Here is a 21,430-nt window from a genome sequence, read left to right on the forward strand (position 1 = left end):
AGCAACATCGCCTTCCCCCGCTTTGTGGGGGAAGGCCGGGATGGGGCCAGCGCGCCTAGCCAAACTTAACCAATTGCGCCTAGCGCATCTTCCTTGCTCTGCTTTTTCGGCAGTAAAAATAGCGTGGCGAGGATATCCAGCAGATAAATCAGCGCCAGCAAGGTAATCGCTGCAACGAAAGAGAACTTACTCGCCAACAGGCCGATCACTACTGGGCCAAAGCCGCCAACGCCGCGTCCGAGGTTGAACAATACGTTCTGCGCTGTGGCGCGCGCCTGTGGTGGGAAGGTGTCAGAAATCAGCGCGCCATAGCCGCCAATCATGCCATTCACAAACATGCCCATCAGCGCACCGGTAAACAGCATCACGGTGGGATCGCGCAGTTGCGCATAGATGATGACCATCGCCACCGCACCAAACTGATACAGCAAAAAAATCTTCCAGCGCGCAAAGCGATCCGCCAACACGCCAAACAGCCAAATACCAAATGTCATGCCGACCACGGTAACTGCCGTCCACAAGCCCGATTTGGTCAGGCTAAAGCCAAAGTTGGAGGAGAGATAGCTTGGCATCCAGATCATCAAACCGTAATAACCGAAGTTCTGTACTGAGCAAAGAATGAAGATGCCGAGGCTGGCTTTTGTGGTATCACGATCGCGAACCAACAGTTTGAGTCGCGCCATAAAAGACAAGGAAGGAACGTGCTTTACCTGCTGCGTGTAACCTTCCGGTTCGCCCATGCTGCGGCGAATGGCAAAGGAAACAATCGCAGGCAGCAAACCAACCAGGAACATGCCGCGCCAGCCGATCACGCTCAATAACGGTGGCGTGATAAACGCAGCCAGCAATACGCCAAGCTGCCAACCGATGCCCACCCACGCTGATGCGCGATTGCGCTTCTCTTCAGGCCAGGCTTCAGCAATTAACGCCATGCCGATACCGAATTCGCCCCCTAATCCCACGCCAGCCAGCGTGCGATAAGCCAACAAATCCCAGTAACCTTGCGCGACTGCGCACAGGCCGGTAAACACCGAAAAAACCAAGATGGTGATAGTCAGCATACGAATGCGGCCAAAGCGGTCGCTGAGATTGCCAAACACAATGCCGCCGATAACTGCGCCGATCAATGTCCAGGTCACTAACGACCCCGCTTGTGACGGATCAAGCGCCAGTGACACGCTAATAGCGGGCAACATAAAACCAAGGATCAGCAGATCAAATCCGTCCATGGCGTAACCACTAACGGCAGCCAGCATGGCTTTAGCAGGCGTGGCGCTCTGCCTGGAGTGGGGAGAAGAAGACATCAATTGGCACCTAAAAGGGGAAAGTGCCGCAAGTATAAAGGAGTGAGGGGGGCAACAGGAAACCCGTGCGTCAGAACAACGCACGGATTAAATCACATCAGGAAGGTTTATTGCTGCCGTCGTCACCGGAAAGCAGTTCATCTAACCGGTCACCGCCAACATGGCGGAAATCCTGACCTTTAACGAAGTAGAAGATGATTTCACAGATGTTCTGACAGCGGTCCCCGATGCGTTCAATGGCGCGGGCACAGAACAGGGCGGTCAATACGCTTGGGATAGTGCGCGGATCTTCCATCATGTAAGTCATTAACTGACGCACAATGCCTTCGTACTCTTTATCGACTTTCTTGTCTTCACGATAGATTTCAATCGCTTCGTTAAGATCCATACGCGCAAAGGCATCCAGCACATCATGCAGCATCTGCACCGTGTGGCGGCCCAATGATTCCAGGCTCACCAACAGCGGCATATGCTGTTGACCAAACTTTTCCAGCGCGGTGCGGCTGATTTTCTCAGCCACATCACCGATGCGCTCCAGCTCAGAAATCGTTTTGATGATCGCCATCACCAAGCGCAGATCGATGGCGGTTGGCTGACGTTTGGCGATGATGCGCACGCAGGCTTCATCAATCTCCACTTCCATCATGTTGACCTTTTGGTCACCGTCGATGACGCGCTGTGCCAGCTCGCCGTCCAGATTGTGCATCGCGGTAATCGCATCCGTCAGCTGCTGCTCGACCATGCCGCCCATGATCATCACTTGGGTACGAATGTGTTCCAGCTCCGCATTGAACTGCCCGGAGATATGTTTATTCAGATTCAAATTGTCCATGGCAATCTCCTGACAAATCAGCCGTAGCGGCCAGTAATGTAATCTTCAGTTTGTTTCTGCGCAGGCTTAGTGAACAGCGTGTCGGTATCGCTGAATTCAATAAGTTCGCCCAGATACATAAATGCGGTGTGGTCGGAACAACGCGCCGCCTGCTGCATGTTGTGGGTAACAATCACCACGGTGTAATCCTGCTTCAGCTCGGTGATTAGCTCTTCAATGCGCCCGGTGGAGATCGGGTCGAGCGCGGAACAAGGCTCATCTAACAGCAGAACCTCCGGGCGAATGGCGATGCCGCGAGCAATGCACAGGCGCTGCTGCTGACCGCCGGAAAGACTGTAACCGCTCTGATGCAGCTTGTCTTTGGTTTCATTCCACAGCGCCGCTTTGGTGAGCGCCCATTGCACACGCTCGTCCATGTCAGCCCGCGACAGCTTCTCAAACAGACGCACGCCAAAGGCAATGTTGTCATAAATCGACATCGGGAACGGGGTTGGCTTTTGAAATACCATGCCCACGCGAGCGCGTAATAGCGCGATATCCTGATGCGTGGCCAAAATGTTATCGCCATCCAGCAGGATGTCCCCTTCAGCACGCTGTTCAGGGTAGAGCGAATACATTTTATTGAAGGTGCGCAGCAAGGTGGATTTGCCGCAGCCCGACGGGCCGATAAACGCCGTAACCTGATTTTTAGCAATATCCAGATTAATATTTTTCAGCGCGTGAAACTTGCCGTAATAGAAGTTCAGATTACGGACCTGAATTTTATCGGCAGATGAAGTCGCGTTACGCATTGTTCGTCTCTCTTAAACGGTGCCGCGCAGGGCAGCACCGGAAGTTAACCGTGTTTACCTTTGGCGAAAATCACACGCGCTATGATATTCAGTAGCAGCACGCACAAGGTAATAATCAGTACGCCAGCCCAGGCCAGGCTCTGCCATTCGGCAAACGGGCTCATAGCGAATTTAAAAATGGTGACCGGCAAGTTAGCCAGCGGCTGCATCATGTCGGTGCTCCAGAACTGGTTCGACAGTGCAGTAAACAGCAGCGGTGCGGTTTCACCGGCGATACGCGCGATGGCCAGCAGCACACCGGTGATAATGCCCGACACCGAGGCTTTTAGCGTGATGGCTGAGATCATCTTCCATTTTGGCGTACCCAGCGCGTAAGCCGCTTCTCGCATGGTATCGGGAACCAATCGCAGCATGTTTTCCGTAGTACGGATCACAATCGGGACCTGTAACAGTGCCAATGCAATCACACCAGCCCAACCGGAGAAGTGCTGCATCTGCGCCACCACGATGGTGTAGACAAACAGGCCGACCACAATCGACGGCGCTGACAGCAGAATGTCGTTGATGAAACGAATCACTTCCGCCAACCAGTGTTTACGCCCATATTCAGCCAGGTAAACGCCCGCCAGGATGCCCAGCGGCGTACCGAAAAAGGTCGACCAGAAAATCAGCAGGCCGCTGCCCGCTAAAGCATTGGCTAAACCGCCGCCTGCCGTATTCGGTGGCGGCGTGGATTCGGTAAACAGTTCCCACGACAAACCATCCAGCCCGCGTGAAACGGTGGTATAGAGGATCCATACCAGCCAGAACAGGCCAAAAACCATGGTCAGTAGCGACAGCGTCAGCGCAATCTTGTTTTTTGTACTGCGCCAGGACTGCATCTTACGGCGTGACTGCTCAAGCTCAGTGCGCGCCTGCAATTCAATTGTTGTCATGAGCGCGCTCCTTCACTTTTCGCCAGGCGTAAAATCATCAATTTAGAAATCGCCAAAACGATAAACGTGATCACAAACAGGATCAGACCCAGCTCCATCAGTGCGGCAACGTGAACGCCGGATTCTGCCTCCGCGAACTCATTCGCCAACGCCGAGGTAATGCTGTTACCCGGCATAAACAACGAGGCACTGTCGAGTTGGTAGGTGTTCCCGATGATAAAGGTCACTGCCATGGTTTCACCGAGGGCGCGGCCCAGCCCCAACATGATGCCGCCAATCACACCGTTTTTGGTGAACGGCAGCACGATGCGCCAGATCACTTCCCAAGTGGTGCAACCGATGCCGTAAGCAGACTCTTTCATCATCACCGGGGTTTGCTCAAACACATCACGCATCACCGAGGCGATGTAAGGGATGATCATGATGGCGAGGATCACGCCTGCCGCGAGGATACCAATACCGAAAGCCGGGCCGGTAAACAGCTCGCCAACAATCGGAATGCCTGACAGCACTTCACCCACCGGCGTCTGAAAGTACTCGGCAAACAGCGGAGCGAAGACAAACAGGCCCCACATGCCGTAAACGATACTTGGAATGGCCGCCAGCAATTCGATGGCAGTACCGAGCGGGCGACGTAACCAGTTCGGAGAGAGTTCAGTCAGGAACAGCGCAATACCAAAACTTACCGGTACCGCAATGATCAAGGCGATGACAGAGGTAACGATAGTGCCGTAGATCGGTACCAGCGCACCAAATTGTTCGTTGGGCGCATCCCAGGTTTTGGTCCATAAAAATGAGAAACCAAATTTCTGAATGCTTGGCCAGGAGGAGATAATCAGGGAGACAATAATGCCGCCCATCAGCAACAGCACAATGATCGCGGAGAGTTTTACCAGCGCGCCGAAAATCTTGTCGCCTTGCTTGCCTGGAGCTTTGAATGCCGGCTTCGTTGCAGCCATAGAAGTCTCAGTCTTCAGAGGTTATCAGGGCGGCTCAACGCCGCCCATGAGGTCTGAACGAACAGATGTCCGATCAGGGTCATTCACTTACTGGTAAAGCGCTTTGCCAGAACTGTCTTTGATATTGGCTTTCCAGGCAGAGCGAATTTGTTCAGTCACGCTGTCTGGCAAGGTGGCGTAATCCAGGCTGGTGGCGGTTTTATCACCATTTTTATAGGCCCAGTCGAAGAACTTCAGCACTTCGCTACCTTTGTCAGCGTTAGCCTGATCCTTGTACAGCAAAATGAACGTGGTTGAAGAGATTGGCCAGGCGTCGTCGCCTTTCTGGAACGTCAGATCCTGGGCAAAAGATTTGCTCCAGTCTGCGCCTTTCGCGGCATTGCTGAAGCTGGTTTCGCTTGGTGCAACCGCTTTGCCATCGGCATCCATCAGCTTGGTGTACGTCAGGTTGTTCTGTTTGGCATAGGCATATTCAACGTAACCAATTGAACCAGGCAGACGCTGTACAAACGCCGCCACGCCATCATTACCTTTTCCGCCTAAACCGGTCGGCCAGTTAACGGTGTTGCCTTTACCAATTTTGCTGTTCCACTCTTCGTTCACTTTCGCCAGGTAGCTGGTGAAAACAAATGAGGTGCCGGAACCGTCAGCGCGGCGAACCACGTTGATGTTAGTTTCTGGCAGTTTGACGCCTGGGTTCAGCTTGGTAATCGCCGGATCGTTCCACTTTTTAATGGTGCCCAGATAGATGTCGCCGACGGTTTTGCCATCCAGCGTCAGTTCGCCCGATTTGATGCCAGGCAGGTTAACCGCCAGCACTACACCACCGATCACGGTTGGAAACTGGAACAGGCCATTTTTTTGCAGATCTTCATCTTTCATTGGCGCATCTGACGCACCAAAATCCACGGTCTTGGCGATAATTTGTTTCACGCCACCCGAAGAACCAATACCCTGATAGTTGATTTTGCTACCTGTGGCTTGCTGATATTCTGCTGCCCACTTGGCATAAACCGGCGCCGGGAACGTCCCGCCTGCGCCCGTCAGATCGGTGGCTGCATAAGCAGAGACCGCGCTTACGGCGAAGGTGGCGGCGAGGATTCGGGCTACGGTGCTACGCATCAGTGTCATGTTCCCTCCAGGGGAGTTAATCTCAGGCTCAAAGCCGTTTTAGTAAGATTTTGTGATTGCTGCTGGAGGGAAAATAGGACAGTTTGGTTACAGTGAAATGTACGAAATATGACAGTTATATGACAGCGTGCAGAAATGAAGCGGGCCCACATCGGGGCCCGTTTTTTATTCCACCGTAACCGATTTTGCCAGGTTACGCGGTTGGTCGACGTCGGTGCCTTTGATCAACGCGACGTGATAAGAGAGCAGTTGGAGCGGCACGGTGTAGAAGATTGGCGCAATCACCTCTTCCACATGCGGCAATGGAATGATCTTCATTCCTTCGCTGTCGCTGAAACCGGCATCTTGATCGGCAAACACATACAGCAAACCGCCGCGTGCGCGAACTTCCTCTATGTTCGACTTCAGTTTTTCCAGCAGCTCATTGTTCGGCGCGACCACAATCACAGGCATATCCGCATCAATCAGTGCCAGTGGGCCATGTTTCAGTTCACCTGCCGCATAGGCTTCTGCATGAATATAGGAGATCTCTTTCAATTTCAGCGCCCCTTCCATCGCGATCGGGTATTGATCGCCACGGCCAAGGAACAGCGCATGATGTTTATCAGAGAAACCTTCAGCCAGGTTTTCGATCAGCTTATCCTGCGCCAGCATCTGTTCAATGCGGCTTGGCAGCGCTTGTAGACCGTGCACAATTTCATGTTCAGTCTCAACAGACATGCCATTCAGGCGACCCAGCTTTGCCACCAGCATCAGCAACACAGCGAGCTGGGTAGTAAACGCTTTGGTCGATGCCACACCGATTTCAGTGCCCGCTTTGGTCATTAACGCTAAATCAGATTCACGCACCAGCGATGAACCCGCTACGTTGCACACCGCCAACGAACCGAGATAGCCCAGCTCTTTAGACAGGCGCAGCGCGGCCAGCGTGTCGGCAGTTTCACCCGACTGTGACAAGGTGATCAGCAGGCTATTTTTGCGCACCGCCGATTTGCGATAGCGAAATTCAGAGGCGATTTCCACATCACAAGGAATATTAGCCAGCGACTCAAACCAGTAGCGCGACACCATCCCCGAGTTGTATGACGTGCCGCAGGCAATAATCTGGATATGCTCAACCTGGCTCAGCAATGTTTCGGCTTGTGGGCCCAATTCGCTGAGATCAACTTCTCCGTGGCTAAAACGACCGGTTAAGGTGTTTTTGATCGCCATTGGCTGCTCGTAAATCTCTTTCTGCATATAGTGGCGATAGATGCCTTTGTCACCCGCATCGTACTGCACGTTCGATTCAATTTCTGCACGCGTGACCTGCTGGCCTGCGCGATCAAGAATAGTCACGTCGCGGCGAGTCACTTCAGCGATATCGCCCTCTTCCAGGTAGATGAAGCGACGCGTTACCGGCAGCAGCGCCAGCTGATCGGAGGCGATAAAGTTTTCGCCCACGCCACGTCCAATCACCAGCGGACTGCCCGAACGAGCCGCCACCAGCAGCGAGGGATCGCGGCTGTCCATGATTACCATGCCATACGCACCACGCAGCTGAGGAATGACACGCAATACCACTTCACGCAGCGATCCGCCCTGCTTCTGCTCCCAATGCACCAGATGCGCCACCACTTCGGTATCGGTTTCTGAGGCAAAGTGATAACCGCGACCGATCAGCAATTCACGCAGCGGTTCATGGTTCTCAATAATGCCGTTGTGCACGATGATGATGTGCTCTGAAATATGCGGATGCGCATTGGCCTCTGAGGGTTCACCGTGCGTTGCCCAACGCGTGTGAGCAATCCCGGTACCCCCGATTAGCGGCTGCTGTTCTGCGGCTTCAGCCAGTTTGTGTACTTTTCCTAAACGACGCAGGCGCGTGACGTGCCCTTGGCGATCCACCACGGCCAAACCTGCCGAGTCATACCCGCGATACTCAAGACGACGCAGACCCTCTAACAGAATTTCTGCGATATCGCGTTGTGCTACTGCACCAACAATTCCACACATAATAGTTTCCTGACTTCATGGCTCTTCGCCATTTTCGTTGTCATACGACCTGATTTCCGGCTTTGCCGGTTCCCCGAGCCTTGTAGAGAGTGGGGATTATAGTTTTGGACGTGCAGCGGCTCGCTCAAGGCGAGCCGTAAAAAAATTTATTTTTTCTTCTGCGGACGTTGCCATCCCGCTTTGTGATTCTGCTCTTTACGGTTATAGACCAGCTCAGCGCCAGTGACATCCTTCATTACCGTGGTACCTGCCGCGATTGTCGCCCCCGCAGCCACCGTTACCGGTGCGACCAGTTGCGTATCCGAACCAACAAAGACGTCATCACCGATAATAGTTTTAGACTTATTCGCGCCGTCGTAATTACAAGTGATGGTACCTGCTCCAATGTTTACATTAGCGCCAATCTCAGCGTCGCCCAGATAAGAGAGGTGGCCTGCTTTAGAGCCTTTGCCCAAGTGCGCTTTTTTCATTTCGACAAAGTTGCCAACGTGCGCGGCTTGCGCCAGCTCGCTGCCGGGACGCAGGCGAGCGAAAGGACCCACCGTACATTCCTGAGCGAGATTCGCATCTTCGATCACCGAATAGGGGCTGATTTCGCAATCATCGCCAATCACACTGTTTTTAATGATGCAGCCCGCGCCGATTTTAACGCGATGGCCCAACGTCACCTGACCTTCAATAATGACGTTAGTATCGATTTCGATATCGCGACCGTGTGCCAGCGTACCGCGCAGATCAAAGCGCGCCGGATCGCGCAGCATAACCCCAGCCAACAGCAGCTTCTCCGCTTGTTCAGCTTGATAGGTGCGTTCCAGGGTTGCGAGTTGCAGACGGTTATTCACGCCATCCGTTTCGCTGATGCGTGCCGGATGCACCGCATTGATCAGTCGGCCTTCCTGGTGCGCTAACGCAATAATGTCAGTGATGTAATATTCACCCTGCGCATTGTTGTTGGTGAGCTGTGCCAACCAGCGTTTTAAATCACCGCCATTGGCGATCAGGATGCCAGTGTTGATTTCATTAATAGAGAGTTGTGTAGGTGTGGCGTCTTTTTGTTCAATAATTCCAACGATTGTTTCATTCTCACGTACAATGCGACCATATCCGCTTGGATTATCTAGCACCACTGTGAGTAATCCGATACCACCTTGTGGTTTCGCATCACGTAAACGCTGTAACGTGGCCTCTGATATAAGAGGAACGTCTCCGTACAGCATCAGAATGTCTTCATCGTCGGCAAAAAATGGCGCTGCCTGCTGCATTGCATGGCCAGTGCCTAATTGCTCAGCCTGTAATACCCAGTTCAAGGCACTGTCGGTTAACGTTGCTTTGAGTCGATCGCCGCCGTGCCCATAAACCAGATGAACATGCTGCGCACCAAGACCTTTGGCGGCGTCAATCACATGCTGAACCATCGGCTTACCTGCCAAGGTATGTAAAACTTTTGGCACATCGGAATACATACGTGTGCCCTTGCCAGCGGCAAGGATCACCACACTCATCGCGCTAATAGACATAATCATCCTGACTGAATTTTTGACTGCGGAAAGTTAAACGGTTTAGGGTTGAGATTACTACATTTTTCTCGGGCCGAAATTAGGTAGGCTCTTGCTTCATGGCTTTTAGACAAAAAAAATGCCAGCCCAAAGGGCTGGCATTTCGTGACGCATAAAGCCGGATTACATCGCTTTTTTGGTCAGCTCGATCACGCGCAGTTTAGCAATGGCTTTCGCCAGCTCGGCAGAGGCTTGAGCATAATCCACGTCGCCGTGGCTGCTGTTGATGTGCTCTTCTGCTTTACGTTTTGCTTCCAGAGCACGCGCTTCGTCCAGATCGGTACCGCGAATTGCGGTATCGGCCAGAACGGTGCTGCTACCCGGCTGCACTTCCAGCACGCCGCCAGAGAGGTAAATAAACTCCTCTTCGCCGTGCTGTTTCACGATACGGATCATTCCAGGCTTAATGGCAGTCAGAAGCGGGGCGTGACCAGGAAAAATCCCCAGCTCACCTTCGCTACCTGACACCTGGATTTTCTGTACCAGACCAGAGAATAACTGCTGCTCTGCGCTGACAACATCCAGGTGATAAGTCATAGCCATATCTTTCCTCCCGGGAAACCGTTATTACAGTTTCTTCGCTTTTTCTACCGCTTCGTCGATAGAACCGACCATGTAGAAAGCCTGCTCTGGCAGGTGGTCGAATTCACCGTCCATGATGCCTTTAAAGCCACGGATGGTGTCTTTCAGCGAAACGTATTTGCCCGGTGAACCGGTAAATACTTCGGCCACGAAGAACGGCTGAGACAGGAAGCGCTGAATCTTACGCGCACGTGCCACCAGCAGTTTGTCTTCTTCAGACAGCTCGTCCATACCAAGGATGGCGATGATGTCTTTCAGTTCTTGATAACGCTGCAGCAGTGACTGCACGCCACGAGCAACATCGTAGTGCTCCTGACCAACAACCAACGGATCCAGCTGACGGCTGGTAGAGTCCAGCGGGTCAACTGCTGGGTAGATACCCAGAGAAGCGATCTGACGGCTCAGCGTTACGGTTGAGTCTAAGTGGGCGAAGGTGGTCGCTGGAGACGGGTCAGTCAAGTCATCCGCAGGAACGTAAACGGCCTGAACAGAGGTGATTGAACCGGTCTTGGTGGAGGTAATACGCTCCTGCAACACACCCATCTCTTCTGCCAGCGTTGGCTGATAACCTACCGCAGATGGCATACGACCCAACAGAGCAGATACTTCCGTACCGGCCAGGGTATAACGATAGATGTTGTCGATGAACAGCAGAACGTCGCGGCCTTCATCACGGAATTTTTCCGCCATGGTCAGACCGGTCAGTGCAACGCGCAGACGGTTACCCGGCGGCTCGTTCATCTGGCCATACACCAGTGCAACTTTATCGATAACGTTGGAGTCAGTCATTTCGTGGTAGAAGTCGTTACCCTCACGAGTACGCTCACCCACACCAGCAAATACCGAATAACCTGAGTGCTCAGCCGCGATGTTACGGATCAGCTCCATCATGTTTACGGTTTTACCTACACCCGCACCACCGAACAGACCGACTTTACCGCCCTTAGCGAACGGACACATCAGGTCGATAACCTTGATGCCGGTTTCCAGCAATTCCTGCGAGTTTGACTGATCTTCATAAGAAGGTGCTGCGCGGTGAATAGAGGCGATCTCTACTGCACTGCCGTCTTCTTCTTTCAGCTCGCCTTTCATGTCGATTGGCTCGCCCAGCACGTTCATGATACGGCCCAGGGTCGCTTTACCGACGGGAACCTGAATCGGTTTCTGCAGGTCGTTAACTGCCAGACCACGCTTCAGACCGTCAGACGTACCCATTGCGATGGTACGTACTACGCCGCCGCCCAGCTGCTGCTGTACTTCCAGCACCAGACGAGCATCACCATTCTGAACCTCGAGGGCGCTGTACACTTTTGGTACCGCGTCCTGAGGGAATTCGACGTCAACAACGGCGCCGATAATCTGGACAATCTTTCCAGTTGCCATCTTGAATCCTCTACCTAATTCCAAACCTGGTTAAACCGCGGAGGCCCCCGAGACGATCTCGGTAAGTTCCTGGGTGATGCTGGCCTGACGAGCTTTGTTGTATACCAACTGCAGCTCTTTGATCAGATTTCCGCCGTTATCGGTTGCGGCTTTCATCGCTACCATACGTGCGGCCTGCTCACTGGCCAGATTTTCCACCACACCCTGATACACCTGCGATTCGACATAACGACGCAGCAGGGTATCCAGCAGCGCTTTCGGATCGGGTTCGTACAGGTAATCCCAGGTCTTCGCCTTCATCTCTGCTTCACCTTCCGCTGGCGGTAACGGCAGCAGTTGGGTAATGGTCGGAGTCTGAGACATGGTGTTATTAAACTTGTTGCTGACGATATACAGCTTGTCGATGCGGCCTTCATCATAAGCCTGCAACATCACTTTTACTGGGCCAATCAGTTCTGACAGGGAAGGTTTATCTCCCATGCCGCTGACTTGCGCCACGATGTTGCCACCTACAGAGCCGAAGAATGACATCCCTTTGGAACCGATAATCGCCAGATCGCTCTGCACGCCTTTATCAGACCAGGATTTCATCTCTGCCAGCAATTTTTTGAACAGGTTAATGTTCAAACCACCACAAAGCCCGCGGTCAGTTGAAACGACCAGGTAGCCGACGCGCTTGACGTCACGCTCTTGCAGGTAAGGGTGCTTGTATTCCAGATTACCTAACGCAAGGTGACCAATCACTTTGCGCATGGTGTCTGCATACGGACGGCTGGCTGCCATGCGTTCCTGCGTTTTACGCATTTTGGAGGCGGCGACCATTTCCATCGCTTTGGTGATCTTCTGCGTATTTTTTACGCTTCCGATCTTACTACGTATCTCTTTTGCGCCGGCCATTAGCTTCTCCTCAAAGCCTTGCGGCTTGCCTTTTCAGACAAGCCGCCAGACATTACCAGGACTGGGTTGCTTTGAACGTATCGAGCAGGCCTTTCAGCTTCGCTTCGATTTCGTTGTTAAAGTTGCCAGATTGGTTGATTTCCTGCATCAGCTCGGCGTGATCGCGATCGGCGAAGGCCAGCAGTGCAGCTTCGAAGCTGCCGATTTTAGCAATTTCAACGTCGTTCAGATAACCGCGCTCAGCAGCGAACAGAACCAGACCCTGTTGCGCAACAGACATCGGCGCATACTGTTTCTGCTTCAGCAGCTCGGTCACTTTCTGACCGTGGCTCAGCTGTTTACGGGTTGCATCGTCCAGATCAGAAGCGAACTGCGAGAACGCAGCCAGTTCACGATACTGTGCCAGCGCGGTACGAATACCACCGGACAGTTTCTTGATGATCTTGGTCTGCGCTGCACCACCCACACGGGATACCGAAATACCTGGGTTAACGGCCGGACGAATACCGGAGTTAAACAGGTTGGATTCCAGGAAGATCTGACCATCAGTAATCGAGATTACGTTGGTCGGAACGAACGCAGAAACGTCACCCGCCTGAGTTTCGATGATTGGCAGCGCGGTCAGAGAACCGGTTTGGCCTTTCACTTCACCGTTGGTGAAACGCTCAACGTAATCAGCGCTTACGCGTGATGCACGTTCCAGCAGACGAGAGTGGAGATAGAACACGTCGCCAGGGAAAGCTTCACGACCTGGTGGACGGCGCAGCAGCAGTGAAATTTGACGGTAAGCGATAGCCTGCTTAGACAGGTCATCGTACACGATCAGTGCATCTTCACCGCGGTCACGGAAGTATTCGCCCATCGCACAACCTGCGTACGGAGACAGATACTGCAGTGCTGCAGATTCTGAAGCAGAAGCAACCACCACGATGGTGTTCGCCAATGCGCCATGCTCTTCCAGCTTACGCACCACGTTAGAAATGGTTGACGCTTTCTGACCAATCGCGACGTAGACACATTTAATGCCTGAATCACGCTGGTTGATAATGGCATCGATCGCCATCGCGGTTTTACCGGTCTGACGGTCACCGATGATCAGCTCACGCTGGCCACGGCCGATTGGAATCATCGCATCGACAGATTTGTAACCGGTTTGAACCGGCTGGTCGACTGACTGACGGTCGATAACACCCGGAGCAATCACTTCAACTGGCGAGAAGCCGTCGTTGTCGATTGCGCCTTTACCGTCAATAGGTGCACCCAGAGTGTTCACCACGCGGCCCAGCAGGCCACGGCCAACTGGAACTTCCAGGATACGGCCAGTACACTTAACTTTCATGCCTTCGGCAAGGTCAGAGTACGGACCCATCACCACTGCACCTACAGAGTCACGCTCGAGGTTCAGGGCGATAGCGTAACGGCTACCCGGCAGGGCAATCATCTCACCCTGCATGACATCGGCCAGGCCGTGTACGCGGATGATACCGTCACTTACAGAAACGATAGTACCTTCGTTGTGAGCTTCACTCACGACATTGAACTGAGCAATGCGCTGCTTGATCAGTTCGCTGATTTCGGTGGAATTCAGTTGCATATGCTCCAGTCCCCTTAAGACTGCAAGACGTCTGCCAGACGCTCAAGACGGCCGCGTACGCTGCCATCAATCACTAGATCACCCGAACGGATGATCACGCCTGCCATTACGGACTTATCAATTTTGCAATTCAGCTTAACTTTGCGTGACAGACGTTTTTCCATCGCGGTGCTGATTTTAGTCAGCTGGTCGTCACTCAGTGTACTGGCAGAAATCACGTCAACTTCCGCTGTCGCTTCATGGGCGTCACGCAGTTGAATGAATTGATCCAGTACAGCTGGAAGCGCTGTCAAACGTCCGTTTTCCGCCATCACCTTAATCAGGTTCTGCGCGGGTTCATCCAGTTGATCACCACAGACTGCGTTGAAAGAAGCAGACAAAGCTTCCGGCGCCAAAGCACCGGAAAGGAGTTCTGCCATCTGTTCATTGCGAGCCACTTCTGCGGCAAACGCCAACATTTTTTGCCAGCGTTCAATACTTTGATGCTCAACAGCAAAGTCAAAAGCTGCTTTGGCGTAGGGGCGAGCTACAGTAATTAGATCAGACATCAGCCCCTCCCTCCTTACAGTTCAGCGACCAGTTTATCAACGATGTCGCTGTTAGCAGCTTCATCCACGGAACGTTCGATGATCTTCTCGGCACCAGCTATTGCCAGCAACGCGACTTGCTTACGCAGTTCTTCACGTGCACGTTTACGCTCAGCATCAATTTCAGCCTGCGCTTGTTCAACGATTCGATTACGTTCGTTCTCAGCTTCGGTTTTGGCTTCGTCCATGATCTGCGCGCGACGCTTGTTCGCTTGCTCGATAATGACCTGGGCTTCTTCTTTGGCTTTTTTCAGCTGGTCGGTCGCATTAGCCTGCGCGAGATCCAAATCTTTCTTCGCGCGTTCAGCAGAAGCAAGGCCTTCAGCAATTTCTTTCTGGCGCTTTTCGATGGCAGCCATAATCGGTGGCCATACGTACTTCATGCAGAACGCGACAAACAGGATGAACGCGATGGCCTGGCCGAGGATTGTTGCATTAATGTTCACAGCACAATGCCTCTAATTAAGTATTTAACTTTTCTGCCGTTATCAAAGATAAACGGCAGAATCCGTTCACTCGTACACAACATGTGATGAGTGAACAAAGGGCTTTAGGCGACAGCAAACATCACGTAGAGACCCAGACCAACAGCGATCATCGGGATTGCATCCACCAGACCCATTACAACAAAGAACTGCGTGCGCAGCAGAGGAATCAGGTCAGGCTGACGAGCAGCGCCTTCCAGGAATTTTCCTCCGAGGATGCCGATACCGATCGCAGCACCGATTGCCGCCAGGCCCATCATCACAGCGGCAGCCATGTACAGCAGATCCATATTCAGGTTTTCCATGACAGTCTCCAGTTTGTTTCAGTTAAACGCTTAGTGTTGAGAAAAAAATCAATGTTCTTCAGATGCCATCGACAGATAGACAATCGTGAGGACCATGAAAATGAAAGCCTGTAGCGAAATGATCAGGATGTGGAAAATGGCCCAAGGCACATTCAGCAACCACTGTGACCACCACGGCAACAGACCGGCAATAAGGATAAAGATCAGCTCACCCGCATACATGTTACCGAACAGTCGCAAACCGAGAGAAACCGGTTTAGACAGCAGGCTCACACCTTCCAAAATCAGGTTGATAGGGATGAAGATCGGGTGATTAAAAGGCTGCAGCGTCAGCTCTTTCGTGAAGCCGCCAATGCCTTTCATTTTGATGCTGTAGAACAGAATCAAAATAAATACGCCCAACGCCATAGACAACGTGATGTTCACGTCTGCAGACGGCACGACGCGCAGCGCCGGCAGGCCTAAGAAATGCTCACCAATATATGGCAGCAGATCGATAGGTAGCAGATCCATGAAGTTCATCAAGAAGACCCAGACAAAAATTGTCAGAGCCAGCGGGGCGATAAGTTTGCTCTTACCGTGATACATGTCGCGAACGTTGTCATCAACGAACCCAACAACCAACTCGATAGCCGCTTGTAATTTCCCTGGCACACCGCTGGTGACGGTTTTCGCCACTTTACGGAACAACACCAGGAAAACCAGTCCCAGCACCAGAGAGAAAAACATGGAATCGATATTTAATACCCAGAACGTCGCGGGAGCGTCGTGCGGATTCACTAACTCGAAAGTACGCAGGTCCAGCTGAAGGTTATTCAGATGGTGTCCTATGTATTCTTGCGGAGTAGAGATTTCTCCTGCAGCCATGATGCCTCTTACCCTTTGTTGTTAATTACCGCCGGTGCCAACATCTGAACCACCAGCACCGATAACCAGGTTATTCCGAGAGGCCAGAAGACCGCTCCGAATACACCCAACGCCACAATGAGCAAAATGATGGTCGCGAACACTTTGGCTATTTCACCCAAAGCGAAGCTCCACGCGACTCGCCCCGAAGCCGGGGTTTGCCCCTGCAGGCGCCAGGCTAAAAACAAAAACAACACGTTTGGCAGCCAGGCTGCCGCTCCGCCAGCCAGAGCAGAAACGCCCCAGTGGACATCTTTCAGAGCAAAGAGTGCACCGATGATGACAGTCGTCACCAGCTGAATAACCAGCAGGGTTCGGGCGTATTTCACACTGTAAAGAGACACTGACATGACGCTGATACTCTCCTGCCCCGTTAGGGGTATGTCGCGTGTCGTATAAGACTGCCTTTACTCATTTGAGTCAAGCAGCAAAAGCCGTGCAAATTATACGGGCCGCACCTGCGATTTCAATCGCTAAGTAGCGAAAAGGTGAACAATTATTTAAATTTCTTTCCGAGCGCCTATTTTTCCAAAGATTAATCCGCTGGAATTGGCAGGCCGTCTACTGAAAATGCAGCCAGGACTTGCTTTTAAAGCGTGCTTTAGATCACATAATAAGCATCTGAACTACAATAACTTTTGTGACAGTACCCAATTTACCGTTTTTAACAGGCAGTTATTTATTTAACTATCATCAAGTTATAAATAGTGTCAGGTCGCAAATCTCTTATTATCGATAAAAACATGTTGTTGACATCGAAGAGTGCAATAAAAGTGTGTAATTCATATTACGCACGCCAAGTTATTACTGCGATATATTTTCCGACGTGACTATCAGTATTCAGATGAACGGCAATATAAGTGATCTTTCTGATAAATAATTGTGAATTAAAGGTTAAATGTAACAGAGTTTTTCGGATAATTTCCGTTGGCTTTTTTAACCTTATTCCTGCGCAACTTTAATAAAAAACGCGCACGATAAAAGAATCAACTGCCGTTTTTTTAGCCACATTTTTTGCTAAGACGAAACCTTAACCTTCCCTTAATCCACAATCTTTAAATGCCTATTCGCGACCAATGATGACCAGATGACGTTCACCATCCAACTGAGGCACTTTCAACTCGACAACAGCATCTAACGTGTATCCGGCAGGCAACGAAGCAATCTCATCGTCTGGGCGAACACCTTTCAAAGCAAAGAAGCGTCCTTCTGGCGCAGGCAGATGATGACACCAGTTCACCATGTCCTCCAGCGAGGCAAAAGCGCGGCTAATAACGCCATCAAAAGGCGGCTCCGAAGGAAACTCCTCCACCCTACTCTGCACAGGCGTGATGTTTTCGAGACCAAGTTCGTGCTGTACCTGCCGTAAAAACCGTACACGCTTTCCCAAACTATCAAGCAGCGTGAAATGTGCTTCTGGCATGACGATCGCCAGCGGAATGCCTGGCAAGCCCGGCCCGGTCCCTACATCAATAAAGCGCGAGCCTTTCAAATGTGGTGCAACGACGATGCTGTCGAGAATGTGGCGCACCAACATTTGCTGTGGATCGCGAACTGACGTCAGGTTGTAAGCTTTGTTCCACTTATCCAGCAGCGATACGTAGCCAATCAGCTGCTGTTTTTGTTGATCGGAGAGGGAAATATTAGCTGCTTGCAGCAGCGAGGTGAGTTTGTTAATCACAGCGTGAGTCCAGTCAGCGGGGGCGAGTTGCCTCGCCCCGTTTCAGGTCAGGCGCTTTTGCGCAGCAGACCCTGTTTTTTCAAATAGATGAGCAAAATCGAGATGGCGGCTGGTGTGATACCAGAAATGCGTGAAGCCTGACCGATTGACGTCGGTTTATGATCGTTCAGTTTGGCAATCACTTCATTCGACAAGCCATTAACCTGACGATAATCGAGATCGACCGGCAGTAAGGTATTTTCATTACGCTGCTGGCGATCAATCTCTTCCTGCTGACGCGCAATGTAACCTTCGTACTTTACCTGAACCTCAACCTGTTCAGCAGCCTGCGCATCTGACAGAGCTGGGCCAAACCCGTTCAACGTCATCAATTTCAGATACGTCAGTTCTGGACGACGCAGCAGATCTTCACCGCTGGCTTCTTTAGTCAACGGCGCGCTCAGCACGGTATTCACGTCAGCAACGTTTTCTGATTTCGGGTGTACCCAGATATCACGTAGACGCTGACGCTCTTGCTCAATGGATTCCAGTTTCTGATTAAAACGCGCCCAGCGAGCGTCATCCACTAAACCGAGCTCGCGGCCAGTTTCAGTCAAACGCAGATCGGCATTGTCTTCACGCAGCATCAAACGATACTCCGCGCGTGAAGTGAACATGCGATACGGCTCTTTGGTGCCAAGCGTGCAGAGGTCGTCAACCAACACGCCCAGATAAGCTTGATCGCGACGTGGAGCCCAGCCTTCTTTGTCGGCAGACTGACGTGCGGCGTTCAGACCTGCTAATAATCCCTGCGCGGCGGCTTCTTCATAACCGGTAGTGCCGTTGATTTGTCCGGCAAAGAACAGGCCGTGAATATATTTGCTTTCCAGCGTCTGCTTAAGATCGCGCGGATCGAAGAAATCATACTCAATGGCATAGCCTGGGCGAATGATCTTCGCATTTTCCAGCCCTTGCATAGAGCGAACGATCTGCATCTGTACATCAAACGGCAAGCTGGTTGAGATGCCGTTTGGATAAATTTCGTTACTGGTCAAGCCTTCAGGCTCAAGGAAGATCTGGTGCGCATTACGATCGGCAAAACGCATCACTTTATCTTCGATCGATGGGCAATAACGTGGGCCGATCCCTTCGATGATCCCGGCATACATTGGGCTACGATCGAGGTTATTGCGGATCACGTCATGGGTTTTTTCGTTGGTATATGTGATCCAACACGGTACCTGTTGAGGATGCTGTGAAGCATTCCCCATGAACGAGAACACCGGCATTGGATTATCGCCATGCTGCGGCGACAACACGCTAAAGTCGATGGATCGTGCGTCAATACGCGGCGGCGTACCGGTTTTAAGGCGGTTTACACGCAGTGGTAAAGCTCGCAAGCGTTTTGCCAGCGGGATGGAAGGTGGATCGCCAGCACGGCCACCGCTGTAGTTATCCAGCCCGATATGAATTTTTCCATCGAGGAAAGTCCCTACCGTAAGAACCACCGTTTTTGCACGGAACTTCAGGCCCATTTGCGTCACAGCACCCACGACACGATCGTTCTCGACAATCAGATCGTCAACCGCCTGTTGGAAGATCATCAGGTTGGGTTGGTTCTCAAGTGCAGTACGTACTGCCTGACGGTAAAGCACGCGATCCGCCTGAGCACGTGTCGCTCGGACGGCGGGCCCTTTACTCGCGTTTAGTATCCTAAACTGAATACCTGCCTGGTCGATCGCACTGGCCATCAAACCGCCTAAGGCATCCACTTCCTTCACCAAATGTCCTTTGCCAATGCCACCGATCGCCGGATTACAGGACATTTGTCCAAGCGTATCAATGTTATGGGTGAGTAACAGGGTTTGCTGACCCATTCGAGCAGCAGCCATAGCGGCTTCTGTACCCGCATGACCACCACCAATTACGATGACGTCAAAAGGATCTTGATAAAACATGAAGTGGTACCTCGTTGATGGACATTCAGGGATCGTTCTCCCTTGGGCCGTGGATTCTACTTAAATTCAGCGCAGGGGGAAAGCGATGGGATCGTCAGTGTTTAAAAGAAAGGATCTTTATTCTGTATATGATCTTCTTGTTAGATCTCTTATTAGGATCGCGATCTGTTGTGGATATGTCTCAAAAAAGCTCATGAAACAACAGGATGTATAAGATCACTAGCTGTTAATGATCGGTGATCCTGCAACGTATAACCTGAGATCAAAATGGCTAGTTATCCACAGCTCAAAAAATAGACTTGGGTTGTTCTTTGGATAACTACTGGTTATACGCAGGAAAAAGGGGTAGTTATCCACAATCAGATGGCTTTCAAATGCATAAAATCAGCATCTTCCACTGGGGATCGTGGCTAATTCCCGATCCTCAGCCAGATCAAATCAAGCTTTTCCAGTCCGCGATCCACTCTTCAGCTGGATCTTCAGGAATCTCATGCTCAAGAACATCGATTTCCAGGCGCTCGCCAATACGTTGAGCACCACGCGCGATCAATAGCGTTTCTATATTACGGATCGCGCCACAAAAAAGATCGTACTCGTGATTGCCAATACCAACGGCACCGAAGCGCACGCCAGACAGATCGGGCTGGCTTTCATTAATAGCGTCATAAAACGGCACAAGATTATCAGGCAGTTCACCTGCGCCGTGAGTAGAGGAGACAATCAGCCAGACGCCTTCCTGCGGCACTTCATCCAGTTCCGGCCCATGCAGCATCTGCGTTGAGAAGCCAGCTTCCTGCAATTTTTCTTCGAGATGTTCAGCGACATATTCGGCGCTTCCCAAGGTGCTGCCACTGATTAAAGTAATATCGGCCATCATGCTCTCCTGAACTAAAGGCGAGCATTGTACGCTGTGATCAAGCAGTGATCCACCTGTGGACAACAGGGTTAATAGATCGGAGGATGCGAACGCAGCCGTTGGGAGACGGCGCATTCACAGGGGATAAGGTTGTGCACAAGGCAGGGGATGGATCAGGGTTTGATGGTGCGCATGATCGGGTTTTGCAGCGAGATCAGCGTTTCAGTCGACTGAATTTCGTCAATTGTCTGTATCTTGTTGATCAGTACCTGCTGCAGCGCATCAATAGAACGACACATCACTTTAATGAAGATGCTGTAATGGCCGGTGGTATACCAGGCTTCAACGACTTCATCCAGTGCATCAAGCTTGCTCAGCGCAGCAGGATAATCGCGGGCACTTTTCAGGATAATGCCGATAAAACAGCACACATCGAAGCCCAACTGTCGTGGATCGATTTCAACGCGCGTACCCAGAATAATCCCAGCCTGTTTCATCTTTTCTACGCGCACATGAATGGTGCCCGGACTGACGTTGAACTGTTTTGCCAGTTCAGCATATGCCGTGCGTGCGTTATCCAGCAGCGCATTCAAAATGCCGCGATCCAGGTTATCCAGTTGCAGATGTTCGGCCATTGCCATCCTCTTTATGTTACTTCTTCATTGAACTGTTGAGAATGTGCAGCAAAACGGGGGATTAGGCAATGTATCGGCA

General features: G+C 51.7%; 21 protein-coding genes. All 21 read right to left on the minus strand.

All coding sequences use genetic code 11. From position 1 onward, the window contains the following. Positions 1-65 precede the first annotated feature (65 nt). Complete coding sequence (locus tag MUG06_RS19970; protein ID WP_243079809.1) at positions 66-1,304, minus strand: MFS transporter; 1,239 nt, start codon at positions 1,302-1,304, stop codon at positions 66-68. 97 nt (positions 1,305-1,401) lie between these two features. Further along, positions 1,402-2,136, minus strand: a complete 735-nt coding sequence (phoU, locus tag MUG06_RS19975) for a phosphate signaling complex protein PhoU (RefSeq protein WP_215848091.1) — start codon at positions 2,134-2,136, stop codon at positions 1,402-1,404. A 17-nt stretch (positions 2,137-2,153) separates the two neighbouring features. Beyond that, positions 2,154-2,927, minus strand: coding sequence for a phosphate ABC transporter ATP-binding protein PstB (gene pstB, locus MUG06_RS19980; RefSeq protein ID WP_215848092.1), 774 nt, complete (start codon positions 2,925-2,927; stop codon positions 2,154-2,156). A 44-nt stretch (positions 2,928-2,971) separates the two neighbouring features. Further along, positions 2,972-3,862, minus strand: a complete 891-nt coding sequence (gene pstA, locus MUG06_RS19985; RefSeq protein ID WP_243079810.1) for a phosphate ABC transporter permease PstA — start codon at positions 3,860-3,862, stop codon at positions 2,972-2,974. Continuing rightward, on the minus strand, positions 3,859-4,821 hold the full coding sequence (pstC, locus tag MUG06_RS19990; protein ID WP_243079811.1) for a phosphate ABC transporter permease PstC: 963 nt from the start codon (positions 4,819-4,821) through the stop codon (positions 3,859-3,861). The genes pstA and pstC overlap by 4 nt, the downstream gene beginning before the upstream one ends. 87 nt (positions 4,822-4,908) lie before the next feature. Continuing rightward, complete coding sequence (pstS, locus tag MUG06_RS19995) at positions 4,909-5,952, minus strand: phosphate ABC transporter substrate-binding protein PstS (protein WP_215848095.1); 1,044 nt, start codon at positions 5,950-5,952, stop codon at positions 4,909-4,911. A 165-nt stretch (positions 5,953-6,117) separates the two neighbouring features. Further along, the gene (glmS, locus tag MUG06_RS20000; protein WP_243079812.1) at positions 6,118-7,947 is read right to left on the minus strand and encodes a glutamine--fructose-6-phosphate transaminase (isomerizing); all 1,830 of its coding nucleotides are present in this window, start codon (positions 7,945-7,947) and stop codon (positions 6,118-6,120) included. Positions 7,948-8,093: 146 nt separating this feature from the next. Next, positions 8,094-9,464, minus strand: coding sequence for a bifunctional UDP-N-acetylglucosamine diphosphorylase/glucosamine-1-phosphate N-acetyltransferase GlmU (glmU, locus tag MUG06_RS20005; RefSeq protein ID WP_243079813.1), 1,371 nt, complete (start codon positions 9,462-9,464; stop codon positions 8,094-8,096). 162 nt (positions 9,465-9,626) lie between these two features. Continuing rightward, positions 9,627-10,046, minus strand: a complete 420-nt coding sequence (locus MUG06_RS20010) for a F0F1 ATP synthase subunit epsilon (RefSeq protein WP_215848098.1) — start codon at positions 10,044-10,046, stop codon at positions 9,627-9,629. A 24-nt stretch (positions 10,047-10,070) separates the two neighbouring features. Then, on the minus strand, positions 10,071-11,468 hold the full coding sequence (gene atpD / locus MUG06_RS20015) for a F0F1 ATP synthase subunit beta (protein ID WP_215848099.1): 1,398 nt from the start codon (positions 11,466-11,468) through the stop codon (positions 10,071-10,073). A 30-nt stretch (positions 11,469-11,498) separates the two neighbouring features. Beyond that, positions 11,499-12,365 carry a F0F1 ATP synthase subunit gamma gene (atpG, locus tag MUG06_RS20020; RefSeq protein ID WP_215848100.1) on the minus strand — a complete coding sequence of 289 codons (867 nt, stop codon included), beginning with the start codon at positions 12,363-12,365 and terminating at the stop codon, positions 11,499-11,501. Between the two features lie 52 nt (positions 12,366-12,417). Then, positions 12,418-13,959, minus strand: coding sequence for a F0F1 ATP synthase subunit alpha (gene atpA, locus MUG06_RS20025; protein ID WP_215848101.1), 1,542 nt, complete (start codon positions 13,957-13,959; stop codon positions 12,418-12,420). Positions 13,960-13,973: 14 nt separating this feature from the next. After that, positions 13,974-14,507, minus strand: a complete 534-nt coding sequence (gene atpH / locus MUG06_RS20030; protein WP_215848102.1) for a F0F1 ATP synthase subunit delta — start codon at positions 14,505-14,507, stop codon at positions 13,974-13,976. A 14-nt stretch (positions 14,508-14,521) separates the two neighbouring features. Then, positions 14,522-14,992: a F0F1 ATP synthase subunit B gene (atpF, locus tag MUG06_RS20035; RefSeq protein WP_215848103.1), complete on the minus strand. Its 471-nt coding sequence runs from the start codon at positions 14,990-14,992 to the stop codon at positions 14,522-14,524. A 104-nt stretch (positions 14,993-15,096) separates the two neighbouring features. After that, positions 15,097-15,336, minus strand: a complete 240-nt coding sequence (gene atpE / locus MUG06_RS20040) for a F0F1 ATP synthase subunit C (protein ID WP_003849523.1) — start codon at positions 15,334-15,336, stop codon at positions 15,097-15,099. Positions 15,337-15,384: 48 nt separating this feature from the next. Further along, complete coding sequence (gene atpB, locus MUG06_RS20045; RefSeq protein WP_215848104.1) at positions 15,385-16,203, minus strand: F0F1 ATP synthase subunit A; 819 nt, start codon at positions 16,201-16,203, stop codon at positions 15,385-15,387. A gap of 8 nt (positions 16,204-16,211) precedes the next feature. Further along, entirely contained in the window at positions 16,212-16,592 is a 381-nt protein-coding gene (gene atpI / locus MUG06_RS20050; protein WP_215848105.1) for a F0F1 ATP synthase subunit I, read from the minus strand. A 713-nt stretch (positions 16,593-17,305) separates the two neighbouring features. Further along, the gene (gene rsmG, locus MUG06_RS20055; RefSeq protein WP_215848106.1) at positions 17,306-17,923 is read right to left on the minus strand and encodes a 16S rRNA (guanine(527)-N(7))-methyltransferase RsmG; all 618 of its coding nucleotides are present in this window, start codon (positions 17,921-17,923) and stop codon (positions 17,306-17,308) included. Between the two features lie 47 nt (positions 17,924-17,970). Then, positions 17,971-19,860 (minus strand): tRNA uridine-5-carboxymethylaminomethyl(34) synthesis enzyme MnmG, encoded by a 1,890-nt coding sequence (gene mnmG, locus MUG06_RS20060; RefSeq protein ID WP_243079814.1) that lies wholly within the window; start codon positions 19,858-19,860, stop codon positions 17,971-17,973. A 433-nt stretch (positions 19,861-20,293) separates the two neighbouring features. Continuing rightward, complete coding sequence (mioC, locus tag MUG06_RS20065; protein ID WP_215848366.1) at positions 20,294-20,734, minus strand: FMN-binding protein MioC; 441 nt, start codon at positions 20,732-20,734, stop codon at positions 20,294-20,296. A 155-nt stretch (positions 20,735-20,889) separates the two neighbouring features. Continuing rightward, a complete protein-coding gene (gene asnC, locus MUG06_RS20070) occupies positions 20,890-21,351 on the minus strand; it encodes a transcriptional regulator AsnC (RefSeq protein ID WP_215848108.1) in 462 nt (153 codons plus the stop codon). Positions 21,352-21,430 lie beyond the last annotated feature (79 nt).

The sequence above is a fragment of the Pantoea sp. MQR6 genome (assembly GCF_022761075.1).
Taxonomy (GTDB): Bacteria; Pseudomonadota; Gammaproteobacteria; order Enterobacterales; family Enterobacteriaceae; genus Pantoea; species Pantoea phytostimulans.

Coding starts and splice junctions, on each gene's coding strand:
- atpG (WP_215848100.1), bottom strand. CDS start 12,365: ATGGCCGGCGCAAAAGAGATACGTAGTAAGATCGGAAGCGTAAAAAAT.
- atpD (WP_215848099.1), bottom strand. CDS start 11,468: ATGGCAACTGGAAAGATTGTCCAGATTATCGGCGCCGTTGTTGACGTC.
- atpI (WP_215848105.1), bottom strand. CDS start 16,592: ATGTCAGTGTCTCTTTACAGTGTGAAATACGCCCGAACCCTGCTGGTT.
- asnC (WP_215848108.1), bottom strand. CDS start 21,351: ATGGCCGAACATCTGCAACTGGATAACCTGGATCGCGGCATTTTGAAT.
- pstB (WP_215848092.1), bottom strand. CDS start 2,927: ATGCGTAACGCGACTTCATCTGCCGATAAAATTCAGGTCCGTAATCTG.
- atpA (WP_215848101.1), bottom strand. CDS start 13,959: ATGCAACTGAATTCCACCGAAATCAGCGAACTGATCAAGCAGCGCATT.
- glmU (WP_243079813.1), bottom strand. CDS start 9,464: ATGTCTATTAGCGCGATGAGTGTGGTGATCCTTGCCGCTGGCAAGGGC.
- atpE (WP_003849523.1), bottom strand. CDS start 15,336: ATGGAAAACCTGAATATGGATCTGCTGTACATGGCTGCCGCTGTGATG.
- phoU (WP_215848091.1), bottom strand. CDS start 2,136: ATGGACAATTTGAATCTGAATAAACATATCTCCGGGCAGTTCAATGCG.
- pstC (WP_243079811.1), bottom strand. CDS start 4,821: ATGGCTGCAACGAAGCCGGCATTCAAAGCTCCAGGCAAGCAAGGCGAC.
- MUG06_RS19970 (WP_243079809.1), bottom strand. CDS start 1,304: ATGTCTTCTTCTCCCCACTCCAGGCAGAGCGCCACGCCTGCTAAAGCC.
- pstS (WP_215848095.1), bottom strand. CDS start 5,952: ATGACACTGATGCGTAGCACCGTAGCCCGAATCCTCGCCGCCACCTTC.
- MUG06_RS20010 (WP_215848098.1), bottom strand. CDS start 10,046: ATGGCTATGACTTATCACCTGGATGTTGTCAGCGCAGAGCAGCAGTTA.
- pstA (WP_243079810.1), bottom strand. CDS start 3,862: ATGACAACAATTGAATTGCAGGCGCGCACTGAGCTTGAGCAGTCACGC.
- atpH (WP_215848102.1), bottom strand. CDS start 14,507: ATGTCTGATCTAATTACTGTAGCTCGCCCCTACGCCAAAGCAGCTTTT.
- mioC (WP_215848366.1), bottom strand. CDS start 20,734: ATGGCCGATATTACTTTAATCAGTGGCAGCACCTTGGGAAGCGCCGAA.
- mnmG (WP_243079814.1), bottom strand. CDS start 19,860: ATGTTTTATCAAGATCCTTTTGACGTCATCGTAATTGGTGGTGGTCAT.
- glmS (WP_243079812.1), bottom strand. CDS start 7,947: ATGTGTGGAATTGTTGGTGCAGTAGCACAACGCGATATCGCAGAAATT.
- atpB (WP_215848104.1), bottom strand. CDS start 16,203: ATGGCTGCAGGAGAAATCTCTACTCCGCAAGAATACATAGGACACCAT.